The following is an 18,164-nucleotide window of genomic DNA, read 5'->3' as shown; positions in this document are numbered from 1 at the left end:
TTTATCAGCCGTCGCGTCGCCTCGGGGTTGGCGCCATAGAGCAATGGTCGAAAACTCGTTATGATTGGCAGACTTAGCCTAGCAATGGATGCTCCGATGTCCGCTCAACTACAACCCGGTCTTTCCATCATCCACGCCAACCAGATGGAGGATCTGCGCGATCTGCTGGTGCAGTGGGTGCGTCTGCACCCCCTGGGTCCGCTGGAGCGCGAGCTGTTCCTGGTCCAGAGCAATGGCATGGCCCAATGGTTGAAGCTGGCCTTCGCCGCCGATCCCCAGCTGAAGATCGCCGCCGCCCAGGAGATGCAGCTGCCCTCGCGCTTCCTGTGGGAGAGCTACCGGACCGTGCTGGGCGAAACGGCGGTGCCCAAGGACTCCCCCTTCGACAAGCCCCGGCTGCGCTGGCGGTTGCTGAAGCTGCTGCCGCAGTTGCTGTCCCAGGAGGAGTTCGCCCCCCTGCGCCGCTTCCTCGAGGAGGATGACGATCTGCGCAAGCGCGACCAGCTGGCGGAGCAACTGGCAGACCTGTTTGACCAGTACCAGGTGTACCGGGCCGACTGGCTCGATGGCTGGGCGGCAGGCCGGGATGAGATCTGCGATGGCGAGGGCAGGGCGGTGCCCCTGGCTGACGAGCTGCGCTGGCAGCCGAGGCTGTGGCGGGCCCTGATCGCCGATGTGGCGCCGTGCTGGCGGGGCAGCAGCCGCGCCGCCCTGCACCATCACTTTATCCAGGCGCTGGAGCGGGCAGAGCAGCGGCCGCCGGGGCTGCCGCGGCGGCTGCTGGTGTTTGGCATCAGCACCCTGCCGCAGCAGGCGGTGGAGGCCCTCAAGGCCCTGGCCAAGCACTGCCAGATCCTGCTGTGCGTGCAGAACCCCTGCCAGCACTTCTGGGCGGACATCGTCGAGGACCGGGAGCTGCTGCGCCGGGAGCTGGCGCGGGCCAGGCACAACCGCAAGCCCGGCACTCCGGAGCTGCTCTCCCTGGAGCAGATGCACCAGCACGCCAACCCGCTGCTGGCCGCCTGGGGCAAGCAGGGGCGGGACTACATCGGTCTGCTCTACGGCATCGACGACCCGGACCAGTATCGGACCCACTTCCACAGCATCGATCTGTGGCGTTCCCCCCTGGAGCAGGGGCAGGGTTCGCTGCTGCGGCGGATGCAGCAGGGGATCTTCGATCTCGATCCCTTGCCCGACGAGCCCTGGCCGGTGGCCGAGGGGGACAGCAGCCTGGTGTTCCACCTGGCCCACAGCCGCCAGCGGGAGGTGGAGATCCTCCACGATCAGCTGCTGCAGCGGTTCCAGCAGGATCCGCAGCTGAGCCCGTCGGAGGTGATCGTGATGATGCCCGACGTGGATCTCTACGCCCCCCACATCGAGGCGGTGTTCGGCCACCTGGAGCGGGACGACAACAGATACATCCCCTACACCATTGCCGATCGTCCCGAACGCGGCCACCAGGTGGTGGTGCTGGCCCTGGAGAAGCTGCTGCACCTGCCGCGCTCCCGCTTCGCCGTCTCCGAGCTGATGGAGCTGCTGTCGGTGCCGGCGCTGCGGGCCAGGTTTGGCATCGACGAGGCGGAGCTGGCGCTGCTGGGACGCTGGGTGGAGCAGGCGGGGATCCGCTGGGGCCTGGACGGTAACCAGCGGCACGCCCTGGAGCTGCCGCAGCAGCTGGAGCAGAACACCTGGCGCTTCGGCCTGAAACGGATGCTGCTGGGTTACGCCGTCGGCGACGGCGACGCCTGGCGCGGCATCGAGCCCCTGGACGAGGTGGGCGGCCTGGACGCGGCCCTGGTGGGCAAGCTGAGCCTGCTGATCGACGAGCTGGGGCAGCTGTGGCAGCAACTGGGCCAGAGCCACACCCCGGCCCAGTGGCACCAGCTGCTGCGGCAGATGACCGAGGCCCTGTTCGAGCCCCAGGATGAGCAGGAGACCCTGCTGCTGACCCGGCTGCAGGACACCATGGCCAGCTGGCTGGAGGCGTGCGACGAGGCGGAGCTGTCCGAGGCGCTGCCCATCACCGTGGTGCGCGAGGTGGCCCTGGCCCCCTTCGGCGAGGAGGGGGTGTCCCAGCGCTTCCTGGCGGGCAAGGTAAACTTCTGCACCCTGATGCCGATGCGCGCCATCCCCTTCAAGCAGGTGTGCCTGCTGGGGATGAACGACGGCGACTACCCCAGGAGCCGGCCGCCGCTGGACTTCGACCTGATGGCCCTGCGCGGCCAGTACCGGCCGGGGGACCGCTCCCGCCGCGAGGATGACCGCTACCTGTTTCTGGAGGCGCTGCTGGCGGCCCGCAATGAGCTCTACATCAGTTATGTGGGGCGCAACGTGCGCGACAACACCGAGCGTACCCCCTCGGTGCTGGTGGGCCAGCTGCGCGATTACGTGGCCAGCGCCTTCGCCGGCGGCGACACCCTGGTCGCGGGACTGACCTGGGTCCACCCGCTGCAGCCCTTCTCCAGTCGCTATTTTGATGCCCGGTCAGGGGAACTGTTCTCCTACGGCCAGGAGTGGTGCCAGGTGCACACGCCGCCGGACGCAGGCCAAGAGCCGGCCATGGAATCCTGGCAGGGGGAGGACCCCATCGAACTGCGCGCCCTGGTGGGGCTGCTCAGGGATCCGGTGGGTTGTTTCATGAACCAGCGTCTGGGGGTGTGGTTCAACCAGGAGGTGGCCGCCAGCGAGGATCTGGAGCCCTTCGCCCTGGATCACCTGCAGCGCTACCTGCTGCGGGCCGAGCTGCTGGGTGAGCTCTACCAGGGGACCCCAGACCAGGCCCGGAGCGCCGTCGATCATACCCTGGCCCGGCTCACCGGCCGTGGCCAGCTGCCGATGAAGGGGTTTGCCGCCCTGGCTGGCGACGATCTCACCAGGCCGGCGGTGGACGCCTTCGAGGCGTTCAACCGCTACACCGCCGATCTTGAGCTGGTGGAGACCTCGCTGGAGCTGCGGGCGGCGATTCCCGGGCTCGCCCTGGAGGACTGGCTGAGCCGGCTCTATCGACGCGGCGACGGCCACTGGCACCAGGTGGAGGTGCGCCCGGCGGCGCTGGCCAGCGACACGGGGCTGAAGAACCCGCTGCACCTGGCCCGGCTCTACCTGGGCCACCTGGCCGGCAGCGCCTGCGGCCACACCCTGACCTCGGTGCTGATTGGCGCCGACAGCATCTGGAGCCTGGCGCCCATGGCCCAGGAGGCCGCCCACCACCAGCTGCAGCGGCTGATGGCCCGCTACCTGGAGGCGATGACCGCGCCGCTGCCGGTGGCCCCCAGGGCCGGACTGGCGTTCCTGGCCAGCGACGGCGACGAGCCGGAACGGCTGGAGCGGGCCCGCGCTGCCTACGAGCCCGGCTTCTTCGGCGGCGGCGACCTGGGCTACAGCCCCTACCTGGCGCGCCAGTACCCCGAATTCTCCCAACTGGATCCCCAGCGCTTCATGGCGCTGGCCGAGGATCTCTACCAGCCGCTGCTGGTGCTGCCCACCCGGCTGGAGGCCTAGATGACCCAAAGACTCAACCCCATCCAGTTCCCGCTGCAGGGCACCCGGCTGATCGAGGCCAGCGCCGGCACCGGCAAGACCTACACCATCGCCGCGCTCTACCTGAGGCTGGTGCTGGGCCACGGCGGCGACCACGGCCACCCGGCCGGGGCGCTGCTACCGCCGGAGATCCTGGTGGTGACCTTCACCAATGCCGCCACCGAGGAGCTGCGCGATCGCATCCGCCGCCGGCTGGTGGAGGGGGCCAGGGCGTTCCGCGGCCAGCTGGAGGGGGGCGATCCCACCCTGACCCGGCTGTTGGCGGATTTTCCCGAGGAGCAGCACCCGACCTGTGCCCTCAAGCTGGAGCTGGCGGCGCAGATGATGGATCTGGCGGCCATCCACACCATCCACGCCTGGTGCCAGCGGATGCTGCGGGAGCACGCCTTCGACTCCGGCTCCCTGTTCAACCTGCAGCTGGAGACCGATCTCAGCGCCCTGCGCCAGGAGGCGGTGCGAGACTACTGGCGGCTGCATTTTTACCCCCTGCCTACCGAGGCGCTGCGTCCCATCCACCGCCTCTACGCCACCCCGGCGGAGCTGGAGCGGGCGCTGATGCCGCTGCTGGGGCGCAAGCTGGAGGGGCAGAACCCCGCCGAGGTGGCGGCGCAGCAGATGGCGGCGGTGGCCCGGGCCAAATCGGTGTGGCGCGGTGAGCTGACCGCGGTCAGCGAGCTGGTGCACCAGGCGCTGGCGGCCAAGTTGGTCTCCAAGGCCAAGATCAAGCCGGCGCTGCTGGATGAGGTGGCAGCCTGGCTGGAGGATGAGGGCCAGCTGCTGCCGATGAGCGGCGGCAAGCGCTCCAAGGCGTGCGATCACTTCACCACCGACGGCATCCAGGCCGCCTGCAACAAGGGCAAGCAGGTGGAGCACAACCGCGCCTTCGACGCCATGCAGACCCTGGTGGCGGAGTTGGAGCGGCTGGATCTCAAGCGCAACCTGCTGTGCCACGCCGCCAACTGGGTGGGCGAACGGATGGAGGTGGAGAAGCGGCGCCAGGCGGTGCTGGGATTTGATGACCTGATGCGCCGGCTGGATGGGGCGCTGCAGGGGCCGGGGGGCGACGCCCTGGCGGCCACCATCCGCAGCCAGTTCCCGGTGGCGCTGATCGACGAGTTCCAGGACACCGATCCGGTGCAGTACCGGCTGTTCCAGCGCCTCTACAAGGGGAGTCCGGAGCAGGCGCTGCTGATGATCGGCGATCCCAAGCAGGCGATCTACGCCTTCCGCGGCGCCGACATCCACACCTACCTGCAGGCGCGCAGCGACACCGCCCCCAACCACTACACCCTGAGCACCAACTACCGCTCCACCGAGGCGATGGTGGCGGCGGTCAACGGCGTGTTCCGCCTGGCGGACGACTACGGCCAGGGCGCCTTCCTGTTTGGCGAGCAGATCCCCTTCGAGTCGGTGGCCGCCAACGGCCGCGCCGACCACCTGGAGATCGACGGCGAGGCGGTCTCGGCCCTGCAGCTGTGGCTGGACCCCGACGAGGGCCCCATCAACAAGGGCAGCTACCTGGAGCGCCAGGCCCACTCCGCCGCCAGCGAGATCTGCCGCTACCTCAACCTGGCCAAAGAGGGGCGGGCGGGGTTCCGCTCCGACAAGGGGCTCGAGCCGCTGCGGGCCGCCCACATGGCGGTACTGGTGCGCGATTTCACCGAGGCGCGGGCGATCCGCGCCGCCCTCGACAGCCGCGGGGTGCGCAGTGTCTACCTGTCCGACAAGGACTCGGTCTATGCCAGCGCCGAGGCCCAGGACCTGCTGCTGATCCTGCAGGCGGTAGCGGCCCCGGAGCGTGAGTCGGGGATCCGCGCCGCCCTGGCCTGCGCCACCCTGGGCCACGGCTGGGGCCAGCTCGATGCCCTCAACCGCGATGAGCGCGCCTGGGATGAGATGGTGGACGCCTTCCGCGAGCTGCAGCACCACTGGCAGAGCAAGGGGGTACTCTCCATGATCCGGGCGCTGATGGTCCGCTTCGGGGTCGCCACCCGGCTGATGCATCAGGGGGGCGGCGAGCGTAGCCTCACCAACCTGCTGCACCTGGCGGAGCTGCTACAGGCCGCCTCCGCCACCCTGGATGGCGAGCTGGCCCTGCTCAGGCTGCTGGCGGAGCAGATCGAGTCCGGCCAGGGGGACGATGACCAGGTGCTGCGACTTGAGAGTGACGCCGAACTGGTGCAGGTGGTGACTATCCACAAGTCCAAGGGGCTGGAGTACCCGCTGGTGTTCCTGCCCTTTATCCTTGGCTTCCGCCAGGCGGCGGCCCGGGACGGCCTGCTCACCTATCGCGGCGCCGATGGCAGCAAGGTGGCCTTCAACCCGGCCGCCGAGGCGCTGGAAGAGGCGGAGCATGAGCGACTGGCCGAGGACCTGCGCCTGCTGTACGTAGCCCTGACCCGGCCGGTGTACGCCTGCTTCCTGGGGCTGGCGCCGGTGAAGTTGGGACGCAGTGGCAGGCGCGACATGAGCGACCTGCACCTGGGGGCCCTGGGGTACCTGCTCGGCGGCGGCGCCCCGATGACCCGAGGCGAGCTGGAGCACGCCCTGTCGCGGTTGGCCCAGGATCCGGGCACCGAACTGCTGCCCCTGCCCGAGGTGCTGGATAACCGCTATGTGGCCGAGGAGGCCGATCCCGCCCGGATGGCGGCACGCCAGGCGTTGCGCCCGGTGCCCTCTGGCTGGCGGGTCGGGTCCTACTCCGGCCTGCTCACCGGCATGAGCCACCAGCTGGATGAGAGTGACACCAGCACCAGCGGCGCCCTGGCCAGGATCGAGGAGCTGATGGCCGATGCCCAGTTGCCGTTGGAGCGCGAGCCTCAGGCGGGCACCATCCACGCCTTCCCCCGGGGGGCGGCGCCGGGCACCTTCCTGCACGATCTGCTGGAGTGGGTAGCGGACCAGGGCTTCGGTACCGTGGCCCCCCAGGCACTGTCCGAGGAGATCGCCCGCCGCTGTGAGCACAAGGGGCTGGAGGAGTGGCAGCCCACCCTGGAGCTGTGGTTGACCGAGATGCTCCGTCAGCCCATGGCCCTGATCGATGGCCCGGCGGCCCTCGCGGACCTCACCACGGTGGTGGCGGAGATGGAGTTCTGGTTTGCCGCCCACCGGCTGGATGTGCAGCACCTGGATGAGCTGGTGCGCCGCCACATCTGGCCCGGCGAGCCCCGGCCCCGTCTCAGGCCCCAGCTGCTGGACGGCATGCTCAAGGGGTTTATCGATCTCACCTTCGAGCACCGGGGGCGGTTTTACGTGGCCGACTACAAGTCCAACTACCTGGGAGCGGACGCCCAGGCCTACGATCTGGAGGCGATGAAGGCGGGCATGCTCTCCCACAGATACGATCTGCAGCTGGCTCTCTACACCCTGGCCCTGCACCGGCTGCTGGCAAGCCGCATCGAGGATTACGATTATGATCGCCATATGGGCGGCGGCCTCTACCTGTTCCTGCGTGGCATGGGCCAGGCGTGCCAGGGGGTGGTGAGCCTGCGTCCGGAGCGGGCGCTGATTGAGGCGATGGATTTGGCGTTTGAGGGGGCAACGGCATGAGCCTGAATGAACTGATGCAGCAACTGAAGGCCTACCTGGCAGAGGGGTGGCTGCGGCCGCTGGACCTGGCCCTGGCCAAGCTGCTGCTGGAGCAGCAGCCGGACACCCCGGCACAGGTGGTGCTGGCGGCGGTGTGGACCAGCCACCAGCTGGGACGGGGCCACCTGTGCCTGGAGTTGAGCCTGCTGCTGCAGCGCCCGGGGGAGGTGCTGGCGCTGCCCCCGGAGGGGCGCAAACCGGCGCAGCTGCCCCATCCCGGCGAACTGATGGCGTCCTGGAGCGAGCCGGGCCTGATCCAGGCGCTCGGCGCCTCGCCCCTGGTGGCCAGCGTCGAGGGGGAGGGCTGCGAGCCTCTGGTGCTAAGCCAGGGACGGCTCTACCTGCGCCGTTACTACCGATATGAGTGCCAGGTGGCGCAACAGATCCACGACCGGCTGAGGCCGCTGCCGGTCGAGCCAGAGTCTACCCGTACCCAGCTGGCGCAGCTGTTCGCACCGCTGAAGTCCGCCGACGAGGCCAGGGGCGACTCGGTGCACTGGCAAAGCGTGGCGGCGGCCCTGGCCTGCCGCAGCCGCTTCACGGTGATCTCCGGCGGCCCCGGCACCGGCAAGACCACCACGGTGGTGCGGCTGCTGGCGGCGTTGCAGGGACCCAGGCTGGCGCAGGGGGAGCCGCTGCGCATCCGCTTGGCGGCCCCCACAGGCAAGGCGGCGGCCCGGCTGTCCGAGTCGCTGTCGGGGGCGCTCAACCAGCTGCCGGAGGGCGTGCGGGGCAGCATCCCCACCCAGGTGACCACACTGCACCGGCTGCTGGGCTCCCGTCCGGACAGCCGCCACTTCCGCCACCACCGCGGCAATCCGCTGCACCTGGATCTGCTGGTGGTGGATGAGGCCTCCATGGTGGACCTGGAGATGATGGCGGCGCTGTTGCAGGCGCTGCCGGAGCACGCCTCCCTCATCCTGCTGGGAGACAAGGATCAGCTGGCGTCGGTGGAGGCCGGCGCCGTCCTGGGGGATCTGTGCCGCAATGCCGATGAGGCCAACTACCACGACGCCACCCTGGCCTACCTTGCTCGGGCCAGCGGCTATGATCTGGCCCCCTGGCAGGGGCAGGGAACTGCCCTGGATCAGCAGATCGCCCTGCTGCGCAAGAGCCACCGCTTCGACGCCAACAGCGGCATTGGCCGGCTGGCGGCGGCGGTCAACATCGGCGACAGCCGCGATGTGGCCAGGCTGTTTGGCCAGCCCTGGCCGGATCTGCTCAGCGCCTCTCTCGGTGGCGAGCAGGACCGGGCCCTGGAGCGGCTCTGCATCGAGGGGGATGCCTCTCCCGCCCGGACCATCGATGGCGGCCAGCCCCTGGGCTATCGCCACTACCTGGAACGGATGCGCCAGGGGCTGGATCGGCTGGAGCAGCAGGCGGCCCAATGCAGCGTGCCGGCACAGTGGCTGGCGCTGGTCCAGGCGCAGCAGCAGTGGGCGCTGGATCTCCATCGTGCCTTCGGCGCCTTCCAACTGCTGTGCGCGGTGCGCGACGGCGAGTTCGGCGTCGCCGGCCTCAACCGCCGCATTGCCCAAGCGCTGAAGGGGGCGGGGCTGATCGAGCGGGACCAGGGCTGGTACCCGGGACGGCCGGTGATCCTCACCCGCAACGACTACAGCCTCAAGCTGATGAACGGCGACATCGGCCTGTGCCTGCCGCTGTACGACGAGCTGGGGCAGCGCAGCCTCAGGGTGGCCTTCCCCACCCCAGACGGCGGGCTCAAGTCGGTACAGCCCAGCCGCCTGAGTGACGTGGACACGGTGTTCGCCATGACGGTGCACAAGTCCCAGGGATCGGAGTTCGCCCACACCGCCATGGTGCTGCCCGCCGCGGACAGCCCCATCCTCACCCGCGAGCTGCTCTACACCGGCATCACCCGGGCCAAGACCTGGTTCAGCCTGCTGCTGCCCAGGCCGCAGTTGGTGGCCAGCGCCACCGCCCGACGCACGGTGCGCGCCTCGGGGCTGGCGACGCGGCTGGGGTCACTGGAGGTGACCCCATGAGTCGCACCCTGAAAGTCGTGGCCTGGGCCGGCACCCTGGCACTGGCCACCCTCATCGCCTGGGTGATCTACCTGGCGGACACCGGTCAGTCCAGCGTCTTCTTCCAACTGGTGCGGGCGCTGCCCTACGGCGACAAGCTGGGACACTTCTGCCTGTATGGCCTGCTGACCCTGGGGGCCAACCTGGTCAGCGGCGGCCGTGTCTGGCGCTGCGGTTCGCTGCGGATCTATTGGGGCGCCACCGCGGTGGGTTTGCTGGCCAGCCTGGAGGAGCTCAGCCAGGCCTGGTTCCCCAGCCGCACCCTGGACATCACCGATCTGGCCGCGGACCTGGCGGGGATCCTGCTGTTCTCCCTGGTAACCCGTTACCTGCTTGGTGTTACCCGGGCTGATCCCGGGTAACACCAAGTAATCGGTCAGGAACTTATTTTTATTCGTCAAATCAATGTATTGAGTTACAAATTGTTGCCATAAAGTCATGGGCGGCCGCTGTGTTTACTGTTAGCGTCAGATCCACGACAGGTCGCCAGTTCAGCGCTCACGGAGGAGCAGTAAGCAGGTCACCATGATCACCATTGAAAACCTATCCAAACACTATCAGATGGGGGAGAGCCAGGTAGCCGCCCTCAAGGGCGTCAGCCTGGGCATCGAGCCCGGAGAGTTCGTCGCCATCATGGGGCCTTCGGGCTCCGGAAAATCCACCCTGATGAATCTCATCGGCTGCCTGGACAGGCCGAGCGGCGGCAGTTACTGCCTGGATGGCCAGTCGGTGGCGTCGCTGGACGACGACACCCTGTCACGGGTTCGCAACGAGCGCATCGGCTTCGTGTTTCAGAGCTTCCACCTGCTGCCCAGGCTGTCGGCGCTGGAGAATGTGCTGTTGCCGCTGCGATACCGGCGCGGTGAGGCCGGCAGTGTCCACGATCATGAGCGGGCGCAGCAGCTGCTGGAGCGGGTGGGGCTGGGGGGACGCATGGGCCATCGGCCCAACCAGCTCTCCGGCGGTCAGCGTCAACGGGTGGCCATTGCCCGCGCGCTGATCAACACCCCGGCAATCTTGTTGGCGGACGAACCGACCGGGGCGCTGGACAGCACCACCTCGGTGGAGATCATGGGGCTGTTCCGGGAGCTCAATGCCCAGGGCCAGACCATAGTGCTGGTTACCCACGAGGAGGAGGTGGCCCGCAACGCCCGCCGCATCCTGTGGATGCGCGACGGCGTCATCGACCGCATCGAGGAGGCGGCCAGTCATGCGGCTTAGCGCAGTATTGTTCATCCTCTCCGTGGCCATGGGCGCCCCCGTGCTGGCGCAGAGCCTGCTGTTGACCGGAGAAGTGGCCTCCGCCCAGGCGCAGAGCCTGACGGTGCCGCGGGCGGGCAGGGCCTGGCGCTACCAGATTCAGTGGATGGCGCCGGAGGGGAGCATGGTCAGGGCCGGTGACACCGTAGTGGTGTTCGACAAGTCCTCGGCCAGCACCGAACTGGATCAACTGGAGGGCCGACTGATCCAGGTGGAGGCCTCGCGCCAGGCCAAGCGGGTGGAGGTGCAACTAAGCATCCTCCAGGCCAGGTTCAGCCTGAAGGAGAGGTCCCTGCAGCTGGAGAAGGCGCAACTGGACGCGTCGGTGCCGCCGGACTTCCAGAGCCCCAAGGAGTATGCCGATAAGCAGTTTGAACTGCTTAAGGCACAGTCGGAGCTGGAGAAGGCGGAGCAAGCCCTGGAGCAGGCCCGGATCAGCGCCCAGAGGGAGCAGGCCAAGCTGGACCTGGATAAGGCCAGGGTGGAGATGGAGCTGGAGAGTGCCCGTCAACTGATGGCGGGGCTGGAGCTGATCGCCGCCCATGACGGCCCGATGATCTACGCCCGGCGTCCATGGGACGGGGTGAAAACCGAGATTGGTGACACGGTGCAGGTGGGCACTCAGGTGGCCTCCATCCCCAGATTCGATGCCCTTCAGGTACGGGCCTGGGCCAACGAAGTGGACATCGATGGCATCCGTCCGGGGATGAGCGTCTCCCTGACCCTGGACGCCGATCCCGCCGCCAGCCTGACGGGCCTGGTGACAGCGGTGGCCCTCAACGGCGAGCGGCGCCACGGCTGGGGTGAGAGCACCTGGTTTCAGGTGGCGATCGATCTCAACCAGGGGGAGGCGACCAGCCTGACCCCGGGAATGAGCGTTCGGGTGAGTCTGGAGGGGCAGGGATGAGAACCGTATTCGTCGTGGCGGCGTTGTTGCTGAGCGCCTGCACCCAGGAGGCGGGACCGCGGCAGCCGGACCAGCCACAGACACCGAACCGGGTCCAGGTCAGCGGTGAACTGGCCTCGGCGGACTCGCTGGGGATCTCTCCGCCGCCGGTGCGTCGCCAGTGGCAGTACCAGGTGAAGTACCTGGCCCCGGAAGGGGTGAAGGTCAGCCAGGGGGAGCTGCTGGTGCGGCTGGATACCTCGGATCTGCGCCAGCGTCTGCAACTGCGCCAGGCGGACCTGGCTGCGGTGGAGCAGGATATCCAGACCTCCGGGATGCGCAACGAGAAGAAGCTGGAGGAGCTGAAGCTGAACCTGGCGGAGGCGCGGATGAACCGGGAGAAAGCCAGGCGCAAGTTCGCGATCCAGGATGACTCGGTGGCCCGGCTGGAGCGGGAGAAGTACGCCCGGGACGCGGCGATCGCCGAGGCGAGGGTGTCGCTGATTGAACAGCAGATCGAGCTGGAGCGTGAAGGCGCCGCCCAGAGGCTGGTGATGCTGCAGGGGGATCGCCGCCGTTGGCAATCCAGGGTGGCGCAACTGCAGGCGGACATCGGCAAGATGACCATCACCGCCCCGCGGGACGGCATGGTGGTGATCGGCACCACCTTCGATGGCAACAAGATCAAGGAGGGCGCCACGGTGTTTGCCGGGGATGATCTGGTGAGGCTGCCGGACCTGTCCAGGATGGTGGTCAACCTGGTCATTCCCGAGGTGGAGGCCCGCAAGGTGAACCTGGGACAGCGGGTGGTGCTGCGTCTGGATGCAGCGCCAGAGAAGGAGTTTCACGGTGTGCTGACCGAGATCAGCCCGGTGTTTCGGCGCAAGAACCAGTCGGTACCTGTGGTGGTGTTTGATGCGGTGGCGACCATCGAGGACGCCGATGCCCGGCTGATGCGCCCGGGCATGACTGCCAAGGTGGAGGTCCTGCTATGACGCGGATGATATTACTGCTGGTGCTGCTGACCGGCTGCACCCAGGCGCCCGGTGAATCGGTGCTGACGGTGACCCTGAAGCCGGGCACCTTCTCCCATGTTATCGATGCCCGGGGAAAGCTGGAGCCGGCACGGGCGGAGACCGTGTCGGTCCCCGGCGCCCTGCGGGGGCCCCAGAGCCTCTCCTGGGTGGCGGACAACTTCACCCCGGTCAGCAGGGGGCAGGTGGTGGCGCGGCTCGATGGCCAGCGCCAGCAGCTGGATGCGGCCCTGGCCCAGTTTGAGATCGACAAACTGGTGCTTGATGGCAGGCTGCAGCTGGGCCGGGACCAGGTACAGCTGAACGAGATCCTCAGCGGCCAGCAGGTAACCCGTGAGGAGCGGGGGCTGGCCGACCGTTTCTACAGCGACGATCCCCGGGTCTACTCCCGTATCGAGATCATCGACAACATGCGCAACAAGGAGTATCTGGACGCCAAACTGGGTTACCTGGGGTGGGATGAGGGCGAGCAGCGGAACCGCTCCGACGCAGAACAGCAACTGATCGAGTTGAAGCAGCAGGGACACAAGTCCAAGGTGCAGACCGCCAGGCAGAACCTCAGGCAGATGGAGGTGTTGGCTCCGGCCGACGGTCTGTTCGTGTTGGTGGATGGCTTCCAGGGGAGGCCGGTGATCAGCGGTGACATGGTGTGGTCCGGCATGGCCATTGGCAACATTCCTGATGTCAGCGAGATGGAGGCGAGACTGTGGGTGCTCGAATCCGAGGCGGCGGGACTGACGGTGGATCTGCCGGTGGAACTGAGACTCGATGCCTACCCAGACCATGCCATCGCCGGAACAGTCAGTCGGGTCGAAGCCCTGGCCAAGCCCAGGAGCAGCAACTCCCCGGTCAACTACTTTGGCTTTACCGTTGCCCTCGACAGCACCGATACCAAGGTGATGTTCCCAGGCAGGGAGGTCAGTGCCCGGGTACGGGTGGGTCATCAGGAGGGGGTGCTGGCCATTCCCAACCAGGCCCTGTTCCAGAAGGAGGGGCAGGCCTGGGTCTACCTGAAGCAGGGCGATGGCTTCGTCAAGCGGATGGTCACCCTGGGGGCCCGCAGCCTGAACCGCACGGTGATCACCTCAGGGGTAGCGGCCGGAGACGTGGTGGCCCTGGCCAGGCCTAAGGAGGTCAAGGCATGAACCAACTGAATGAGATCCGCCAGGCCCTGGGGGAGATGGCCCATCACAAACTGCGCACCGGGTTGACCCTGCTGGGGATGATCTTCGGCGTGGGGGCGGTGATCGCCATGCTCTCCATCGGTGAGGGTGCCGAACGGGAAGCGCTGTCGATGATCGAGTCCATGGGGTTGCGCAACGTGGTGGTGGAGTCGCGGCCCAGCGAGGGAGAGGCGTTGCAGACGGTGCGAGAGCACAGCGTGGGCCTTAGCCTCGGGGATGTCCGCAGCGCCATGGAGACCCTGCCATTCATTCAGCAGTGGAGTGCGGTCAAGGAGGTGCGGGTGCACAACCTGTTCAGCGCCGATGGACGCAGTGATGCCAAGGTGGCCGCGGTGACCCCGAGCCATTTTCCGCTGAGCAACTTGCACCTCTCCGCCGGGCGATTTTTTGATGACCGGGACAACCGTCTCTACCGGCAGGTGGCCGTTTTGGGAGCGGAAGCCGCCGACGCCCTGTTTGGCGGTGGCGATCCCCTCGGCCAGAGCATCAAGGTGAACCATCAGTGGTTCCGGGTGGTGGGCGTGCTGGCCTCCGGGGAGCAGGTCAGGTCCAAGATCGAAGGGGTGAAACTCGGAGGGGAGCGCAACCAGGTGTTTGTTCCCCTGAACACCGCCCTCAAGAAGCTGGCGTTCAAGCCCCTGGAGGATCAGCTCGATCGCATCAAGCTGCAGTTGGCCGAGGGGGTAGCGCCGCCGCTGGCGGCGGCCTCCATCGATCACCTGCTGAGCCGGCGTCACGGCGGCGAGTTCGATTTCCAGGTGGTGGTGCCGGCGGACCTGCTGGCCCAGTACCAGCAGACCCAGCGCATCTTCAATATCGTGATGGCCTGTGTGGCGGGGATCTCCCTGCTGGTGGGGGGGATCGGCATCATGAACATCATGCTGGCCACGGTGATGGAGCGCACCGGCGAGATTGGCCTGCTGCGTGCCCTGGGCGCCACCAAGCGCGATATCGCCCGCCAGTTTATCACCGAGTCCCTGGTGATCGCCGCCTGTGGCGGTCTGATTGGCATCCTGGCGGGGATATTGCTGTCGTTGGTGATCGGTGCCTACGCCGACTGGCAGGTGGCCTGGTCGCCGCTGTCGCTGCTGCTGTCGGTGGGAGTATGTATGGTGGTGGGGGTGGCTTTCGGTTGGTACCCGGCCCGCAAGGCGGCGGAGCTCGACCCCATCATCGCCCTGCAGCGCGACTGACACACGCCCCGGGCCCCCGTCCACCGGGTCCCGGGCTGGCCGCTACCCCAGGGCGTTGGCCCGTAGCAGCCGGAACCACTGCACCACCAGGCTCAGCAACAGCAGCCCCCAGCCTAGCGGGATCAGGGCGAAGGGTTCGATAAGCACGCCACGGTCGTCGACGCTGGAGCCGATCAGGTGGTAACCCATCATGCACAGCAGACTCATCCCCAGCAGCAACAGGGGTAACCTCAAGATCCTGACACTCACGCTCTCTCCTTCTTACTCGAGCCCTTCATCTCTTATTAGATGGGGCAGGGTTGGCGATTTTCAAGGGCATCCCAAGGGAGTGCAGGGAAAGGTCAGGGTTTTGGTCGGGTTGGCAGGGAAATGTTTTTTCACTCATCAAGGGGCGAAGCTGCTGATCAAGAGGCATTTTTAGTAGCAACAATTGCGCTAAGTTCAAAAACAGCGTCTAAGCTTGGCTTAAGTGCAAAAGGAGTCGAGCCGACTATGGCCTGGATAGATCGCTGCTCAATCGCGACCAAGTTCTCGCTGCTGCTGTGGTTGCCCTTCGGCCTGCTGCTGCTGGCGGCGGCGTCGATCATCGGAAAGCAGGGGGTGGCGGTGTGGCAACAGCGCCACTTGCCCAAGACCGCCCAGCTGGTGGCCGATGGCCGCAGGTTGGTGCTGGCCCTGCAGCAAGAGCGCCAGGGCCTGCTGACCAAAGACGGCCAGGGTGACCAGGCGATGAGTCTAACCATGGCGTCTGACCTGGCCATGACCGGCTTCCTGGCCGCCCAGGGGCGATGGCTGGGTGAGCGCGAGGTGCAGGCCCCGGAGCTGTTGATGGTCAACGGTTTGCTGGCGCGTCTGGCCTGGATGCGCAGCGCCTGGCTGAACGGGGAGCTGCCCAGGGAGCACCTGCTGGGTCACTACGAGCAGAGCGTCGCGGCCCTGATCGACTTCGAGTCCAGGATGCTGACAGGGCTTCCCCACGCCTGGCTGGCCGATGGCGCCCAGGCCCTGGGCGCGGTGGCCAGGGCCCAGGAGCGTCTTTCCCTGTTGCAGCTGGCGCCGTCAGCGGGGCGCGAACAGCGTCTGCGTCGTGAGTTCAACCTCTATCTGGACCAGTATCGAGGCCACCTGAATGCCAAGTCCACCGGGCTCGGGGAAACGCCCCTGTCTCGGTCGCTGCCGCTGGCGGGGAGAGCCGGGCTGTCTGATCACCTGACCCAGCAGAGCCAGTGGATGGTGCAGCAGCTACAGGCGTTCTGGCGCGGCTCTCTGTTAACGCTGGGCTGGATGATACTGCCGCTGCTGTTAACCGGCGTGGCCTGGCGTTGGTGTCACCGTCTCACCGGCAACCTGCGCAGGCGCATCACCGGCCTCTCCCTGGCCGTGCGCGCCCTGGATCAGCAGCGAGCCTACCACCTCAGGCTGGCCGCCGGCGATCAGGATGAGCTGGACACCATGATTCATCATCTCAACGGGGTGATCGACGATGCCTGTCAGATGCGGGCCGAACTGCAGATTGCCCGTCAGCAGCTGAAGCGGGTACGCCAGGACACCCCGCCAACGGCCGACCCCAAAGTCACCCCCATCCTGGCCAGGCGGGAGGTCCCTTCGGTGCAGCCGATGAACCAGAGCTAACCGGGTCCGCTCAGTAAAAACGATTAAATTAAACGCGTGGATTGGACAATGTCCAAGTTGCCCCTCAGCCATGGCATCAGATCGTAGGGTGGGGGGTAGCAGTGAGGCCTTGTCGCTCACACGCCTCTAAATGCACGGCTATTCCGAGCAAAGAGCCCAAAAGAATCGATTTTACGGAAGTGTTGTTTGCGGCTACACTTCTCCCACCTGTTTTTGGAGCGACTAGATGAAGACCGTCATTAAGAATTTTTTCAACCAGGAATCGTCCGGGGGCATCATCCTGATGGTGATGGTGGCACTGGCCATGCTGATGGCCAATACCCCGCTGGACCGGTTCTACGATGCCTTTCTGAACACGCCGGTACAGATCCGGGTGGGGGCATTGGATCTGCACAAGCCGATGCTGCTGTGGATCAACGACCTGCTGATGGCCTTCTTTTTCCTGTTGATCGGACTCGAAGTGAAGCGGGAGCTGTTGCACGGCACCCTATCGAGCATCAGCCAGGCGTCATTGCCCAGTTTTGCCGCCATCGGTGGCATGGTGGCACCCGCGGCCATCTTCCTGGCGTTCAACCATGGGGATCCCCTGGCGGCCAGCGGCTGGGCGATTCCGGCGGCCACCGACATCGCCTTTGCGCTGGGTATCCTGGCGCTGTTGGGCAGTCGTGTCCCCCTGGCGCTGAAGGTGTTCCTGCTGGCCCTGGCGATCATTGATGATCTGCTGGCCATCGTCATCATCGCCCTGTTCTACAGTGGGGACCTGTCCACCGTCAGCCTGGTGATTGCCGCCGGCGCCGTCCTGGCCCTGTTGACGATCAATCGCCTGGGCATCCGCAGCCTGATGCCTTACCTGCTGCTGGGCCTGGTGCTCTGGGTGGCGGTGCTGAAGTCCGGCGTACACGCCACCCTGGCGGGCGTTGTGCTGGCGTTTACCATTCCCCTTGGCAAGGATGAGGATGGCGATTGCCCCAGTGAGTTCCTGGAGCACAATCTGCACCCATGGAGCACCTACATGATTCTGCCGGTGTTCGCCTTCGCCAACGCCGGGGTGAGTTTTGATGGGTTGTCTCTGTCCGACCTGGTGTCCCCTCTGCCCATGGGCATTGCCCTGGGGTTGCTGATTGGTAAGCCACTGGGGATCCTGGGCATGAGCTACCTGGCGGTCCAGTTGAAGCTGGCCAGTTTGCCCGAGGGTGTTCGCTGGAGCCAGTTGCTCGGCGTGGCGCTGCTGTGCGGCATCGGCTTCACCATGGCGATGTTCGTGGCGTCCCTGGCCTTCGAGGCGGGCATGATGAACTACGATGACATGTCCAGGTTGGGGATCCTGCTGGGATCGGGGCTGTCGGCCATCGGCGGCTACCTGGTGTTGAATAGAACGTTAACTGAGAACAAGTGAGGTAATCATGAGAAGGATAGTGGCGATTGCGGCACTGATGGTCAGCCCGGCCCTGTGGGCCAATGATATTAACCTGGCCCAGTGTCAGGAGGCGCCCCGCAGTGATGCCTGCCTCTACTACCTGCAGGGGGCCGTCGATGGCGCCCTGGCCCTGAGCGCCAGCCGGGGAGCCACCAGCCTGCCTGCGGGGACCTTCAGTGAGCGGGCGCTGAAATACCGTGGTGGCAAGCGGTTCAAGCAGGCCAATGATGCCATCTGCCGGCAGAACACCCCCCAGCGGGATCAGATGGTGCTGGCACTGGATGATCTGGCCGCCGAGGGGATGATCACCTCACAGGAGGAGTTATCCCAGGCATTGAGTGAACTGCTCACCTGTCCCAACTGACCCAATAACGGAAAGAGGGCT

13 protein-coding genes are annotated in these 18,164 nt (G+C 66.6%); 12 read left to right on the top strand and 1 reads right to left on the bottom strand.

Translation table 11 applies throughout. From position 1 onward, the window contains the following. The first annotated feature begins 96 nt into the window (after nucleotides 1-96). The 9 genes from recC to FCL40_RS15800 all read left to right on the top strand — a co-directional run bounded on the left by recC (nucleotide 97) and on the right by FCL40_RS15800 (nucleotide 14,730). Nucleotides 97-3,501, top strand: a complete 3,405-nt coding sequence (recC, locus tag FCL40_RS15840) for an exodeoxyribonuclease V subunit gamma (RefSeq protein WP_136854277.1) — start codon at nucleotides 97-99, stop codon at nucleotides 3,499-3,501. Continuing rightward, nucleotides 3,502-7,089 (top strand): exodeoxyribonuclease V subunit beta, encoded by a 3,588-nt coding sequence (gene recB, locus FCL40_RS15835; protein ID WP_136854276.1) that lies wholly within the window; start codon nucleotides 3,502-3,504, stop codon nucleotides 7,087-7,089. It begins immediately after the preceding gene. Then, nucleotides 7,086-9,134, top strand: a complete 2,049-nt coding sequence (gene recD / locus FCL40_RS15830) for an exodeoxyribonuclease V subunit alpha (protein WP_136854275.1) — start codon at nucleotides 7,086-7,088, stop codon at nucleotides 9,132-9,134. Before recB ends, recD begins: the two co-directional genes overlap by 4 nt. Then, nucleotides 9,131-9,535: a VanZ family protein gene (locus FCL40_RS15825; protein ID WP_136854274.1), complete on the top strand. Its 405-nt coding sequence runs from the start codon at nucleotides 9,131-9,133 to the stop codon at nucleotides 9,533-9,535. The genes recD and FCL40_RS15825 overlap by 4 nt, the downstream gene beginning before the upstream one ends. 163 nt (nucleotides 9,536-9,698) lie before the next feature. Next, on the top strand, nucleotides 9,699-10,394 hold the full coding sequence (locus tag FCL40_RS15820) for an ABC transporter ATP-binding protein (protein WP_136854273.1): 696 nt from the start codon (nucleotides 9,699-9,701) through the stop codon (nucleotides 10,392-10,394). Further along, nucleotides 10,384-11,340, top strand: a complete 957-nt coding sequence (locus FCL40_RS15815; protein ID WP_136854272.1) for an HlyD family secretion protein — start codon at nucleotides 10,384-10,386, stop codon at nucleotides 11,338-11,340. The genes FCL40_RS15820 and FCL40_RS15815 overlap by 11 nt, the downstream gene beginning before the upstream one ends. Further along, nucleotides 11,337-12,314, top strand: a complete 978-nt coding sequence (locus FCL40_RS15810) for an HlyD family secretion protein (protein WP_136854271.1) — start codon at nucleotides 11,337-11,339, stop codon at nucleotides 12,312-12,314. The genes FCL40_RS15815 and FCL40_RS15810 overlap by 4 nt, the downstream gene beginning before the upstream one ends. Further along, nucleotides 12,311-13,498 carry an efflux RND transporter periplasmic adaptor subunit gene (locus FCL40_RS15805; RefSeq protein ID WP_136854270.1) on the top strand — a complete coding sequence of 396 codons (1,188 nt, stop codon included), beginning with the start codon at nucleotides 12,311-12,313 and terminating at the stop codon, nucleotides 13,496-13,498. The genes FCL40_RS15810 and FCL40_RS15805 overlap by 4 nt, the downstream gene beginning before the upstream one ends. Continuing rightward, nucleotides 13,495-14,730 carry an ABC transporter permease gene (locus FCL40_RS15800; protein WP_136854269.1) on the top strand — a complete coding sequence of 412 codons (1,236 nt, stop codon included), beginning with the start codon at nucleotides 13,495-13,497 and terminating at the stop codon, nucleotides 14,728-14,730. The genes FCL40_RS15805 and FCL40_RS15800 overlap by 4 nt, the downstream gene beginning before the upstream one ends. 42 nt (nucleotides 14,731-14,772) lie before the next feature. On the opposite strand, the gene FCL40_RS15795 is transcribed toward FCL40_RS15800, so the two are convergent. Further along, complete coding sequence (locus FCL40_RS15795) at nucleotides 14,773-14,979, bottom strand: DUF3955 domain-containing protein (protein WP_205729150.1); 207 nt, start codon at nucleotides 14,977-14,979, stop codon at nucleotides 14,773-14,775. A gap of 243 nt (nucleotides 14,980-15,222) precedes the next feature. Between FCL40_RS15795 and FCL40_RS15790 the strand changes: the two genes are divergently transcribed. The 3 genes from FCL40_RS15790 (at nucleotide 15,223) to FCL40_RS15780 (ending at nucleotide 18,143) form a co-directional block, all read left to right on the top strand. Continuing rightward, nucleotides 15,223-16,362: a hypothetical protein gene (locus FCL40_RS15790; RefSeq protein ID WP_136854268.1), complete on the top strand. Its 1,140-nt coding sequence runs from the start codon at nucleotides 15,223-15,225 to the stop codon at nucleotides 16,360-16,362. A 226-nt stretch (nucleotides 16,363-16,588) separates the two neighbouring features. Further along, nucleotides 16,589-17,758 (top strand): Na+/H+ antiporter NhaA, encoded by a 1,170-nt coding sequence (nhaA, locus tag FCL40_RS15785; RefSeq protein ID WP_136854267.1) that lies wholly within the window; start codon nucleotides 16,589-16,591, stop codon nucleotides 17,756-17,758. Nucleotides 17,759-17,765: 7 nt separating this feature from the next. Continuing rightward, a complete protein-coding gene (locus FCL40_RS15780) occupies nucleotides 17,766-18,143 on the top strand; it encodes a hypothetical protein (protein ID WP_136854266.1) in 378 nt (125 codons plus the stop codon). Nucleotides 18,144-18,164 lie beyond the last annotated feature (21 nt).

It is taken from the genome of Ferrimonas sediminicola (assembly GCF_005116715.1).
GTDB classification, from domain to species: Bacteria; Pseudomonadota; Gammaproteobacteria; order Enterobacterales; family Shewanellaceae; genus Ferrimonas; species Ferrimonas sediminicola.
The sequence above is the reverse complement of the archived record's forward strand: the minus strand, read 5'-3'. Positions and strand labels throughout refer to the sequence as shown.

What these genes read in the sequence shown, in the direction of transcription:
- FCL40_RS15805 (WP_136854270.1), top strand. Translation starts at nt 12,311, where the DNA reads ATGACGCGGATGATATTACTGCTGGTGCTGCTGACCGGCTGCACCCAG.
- recD (WP_136854275.1), top strand. Translation starts at nt 7,086, where the DNA reads ATGAGCCTGAATGAACTGATGCAGCAACTGAAGGCCTACCTGGCAGAG.
- FCL40_RS15815 (WP_136854272.1), top strand. Translation starts at nt 10,384, where the DNA reads ATGCGGCTTAGCGCAGTATTGTTCATCCTCTCCGTGGCCATGGGCGCC.
- recC (WP_136854277.1), top strand. Translation starts at nt 97, where the DNA reads ATGTCCGCTCAACTACAACCCGGTCTTTCCATCATCCACGCCAACCAG.
- recB (WP_136854276.1), top strand. Translation starts at nt 3,502, where the DNA reads ATGACCCAAAGACTCAACCCCATCCAGTTCCCGCTGCAGGGCACCCGG.
- FCL40_RS15825 (WP_136854274.1), top strand. Translation starts at nt 9,131, where the DNA reads ATGAGTCGCACCCTGAAAGTCGTGGCCTGGGCCGGCACCCTGGCACTG.
- FCL40_RS15800 (WP_136854269.1), top strand. Translation starts at nt 13,495, where the DNA reads ATGAACCAACTGAATGAGATCCGCCAGGCCCTGGGGGAGATGGCCCAT.
- FCL40_RS15810 (WP_136854271.1), top strand. Translation starts at nt 11,337, where the DNA reads ATGAGAACCGTATTCGTCGTGGCGGCGTTGTTGCTGAGCGCCTGCACC.
- nhaA (WP_136854267.1), top strand. Translation starts at nt 16,589, where the DNA reads ATGAAGACCGTCATTAAGAATTTTTTCAACCAGGAATCGTCCGGGGGC.
- FCL40_RS15790 (WP_136854268.1), top strand. Translation starts at nt 15,223, where the DNA reads ATGGCCTGGATAGATCGCTGCTCAATCGCGACCAAGTTCTCGCTGCTG.
- FCL40_RS15820 (WP_136854273.1), top strand. Translation starts at nt 9,699, where the DNA reads ATGATCACCATTGAAAACCTATCCAAACACTATCAGATGGGGGAGAGC.
- FCL40_RS15780 (WP_136854266.1), top strand. Translation starts at nt 17,766, where the DNA reads ATGAGAAGGATAGTGGCGATTGCGGCACTGATGGTCAGCCCGGCCCTG.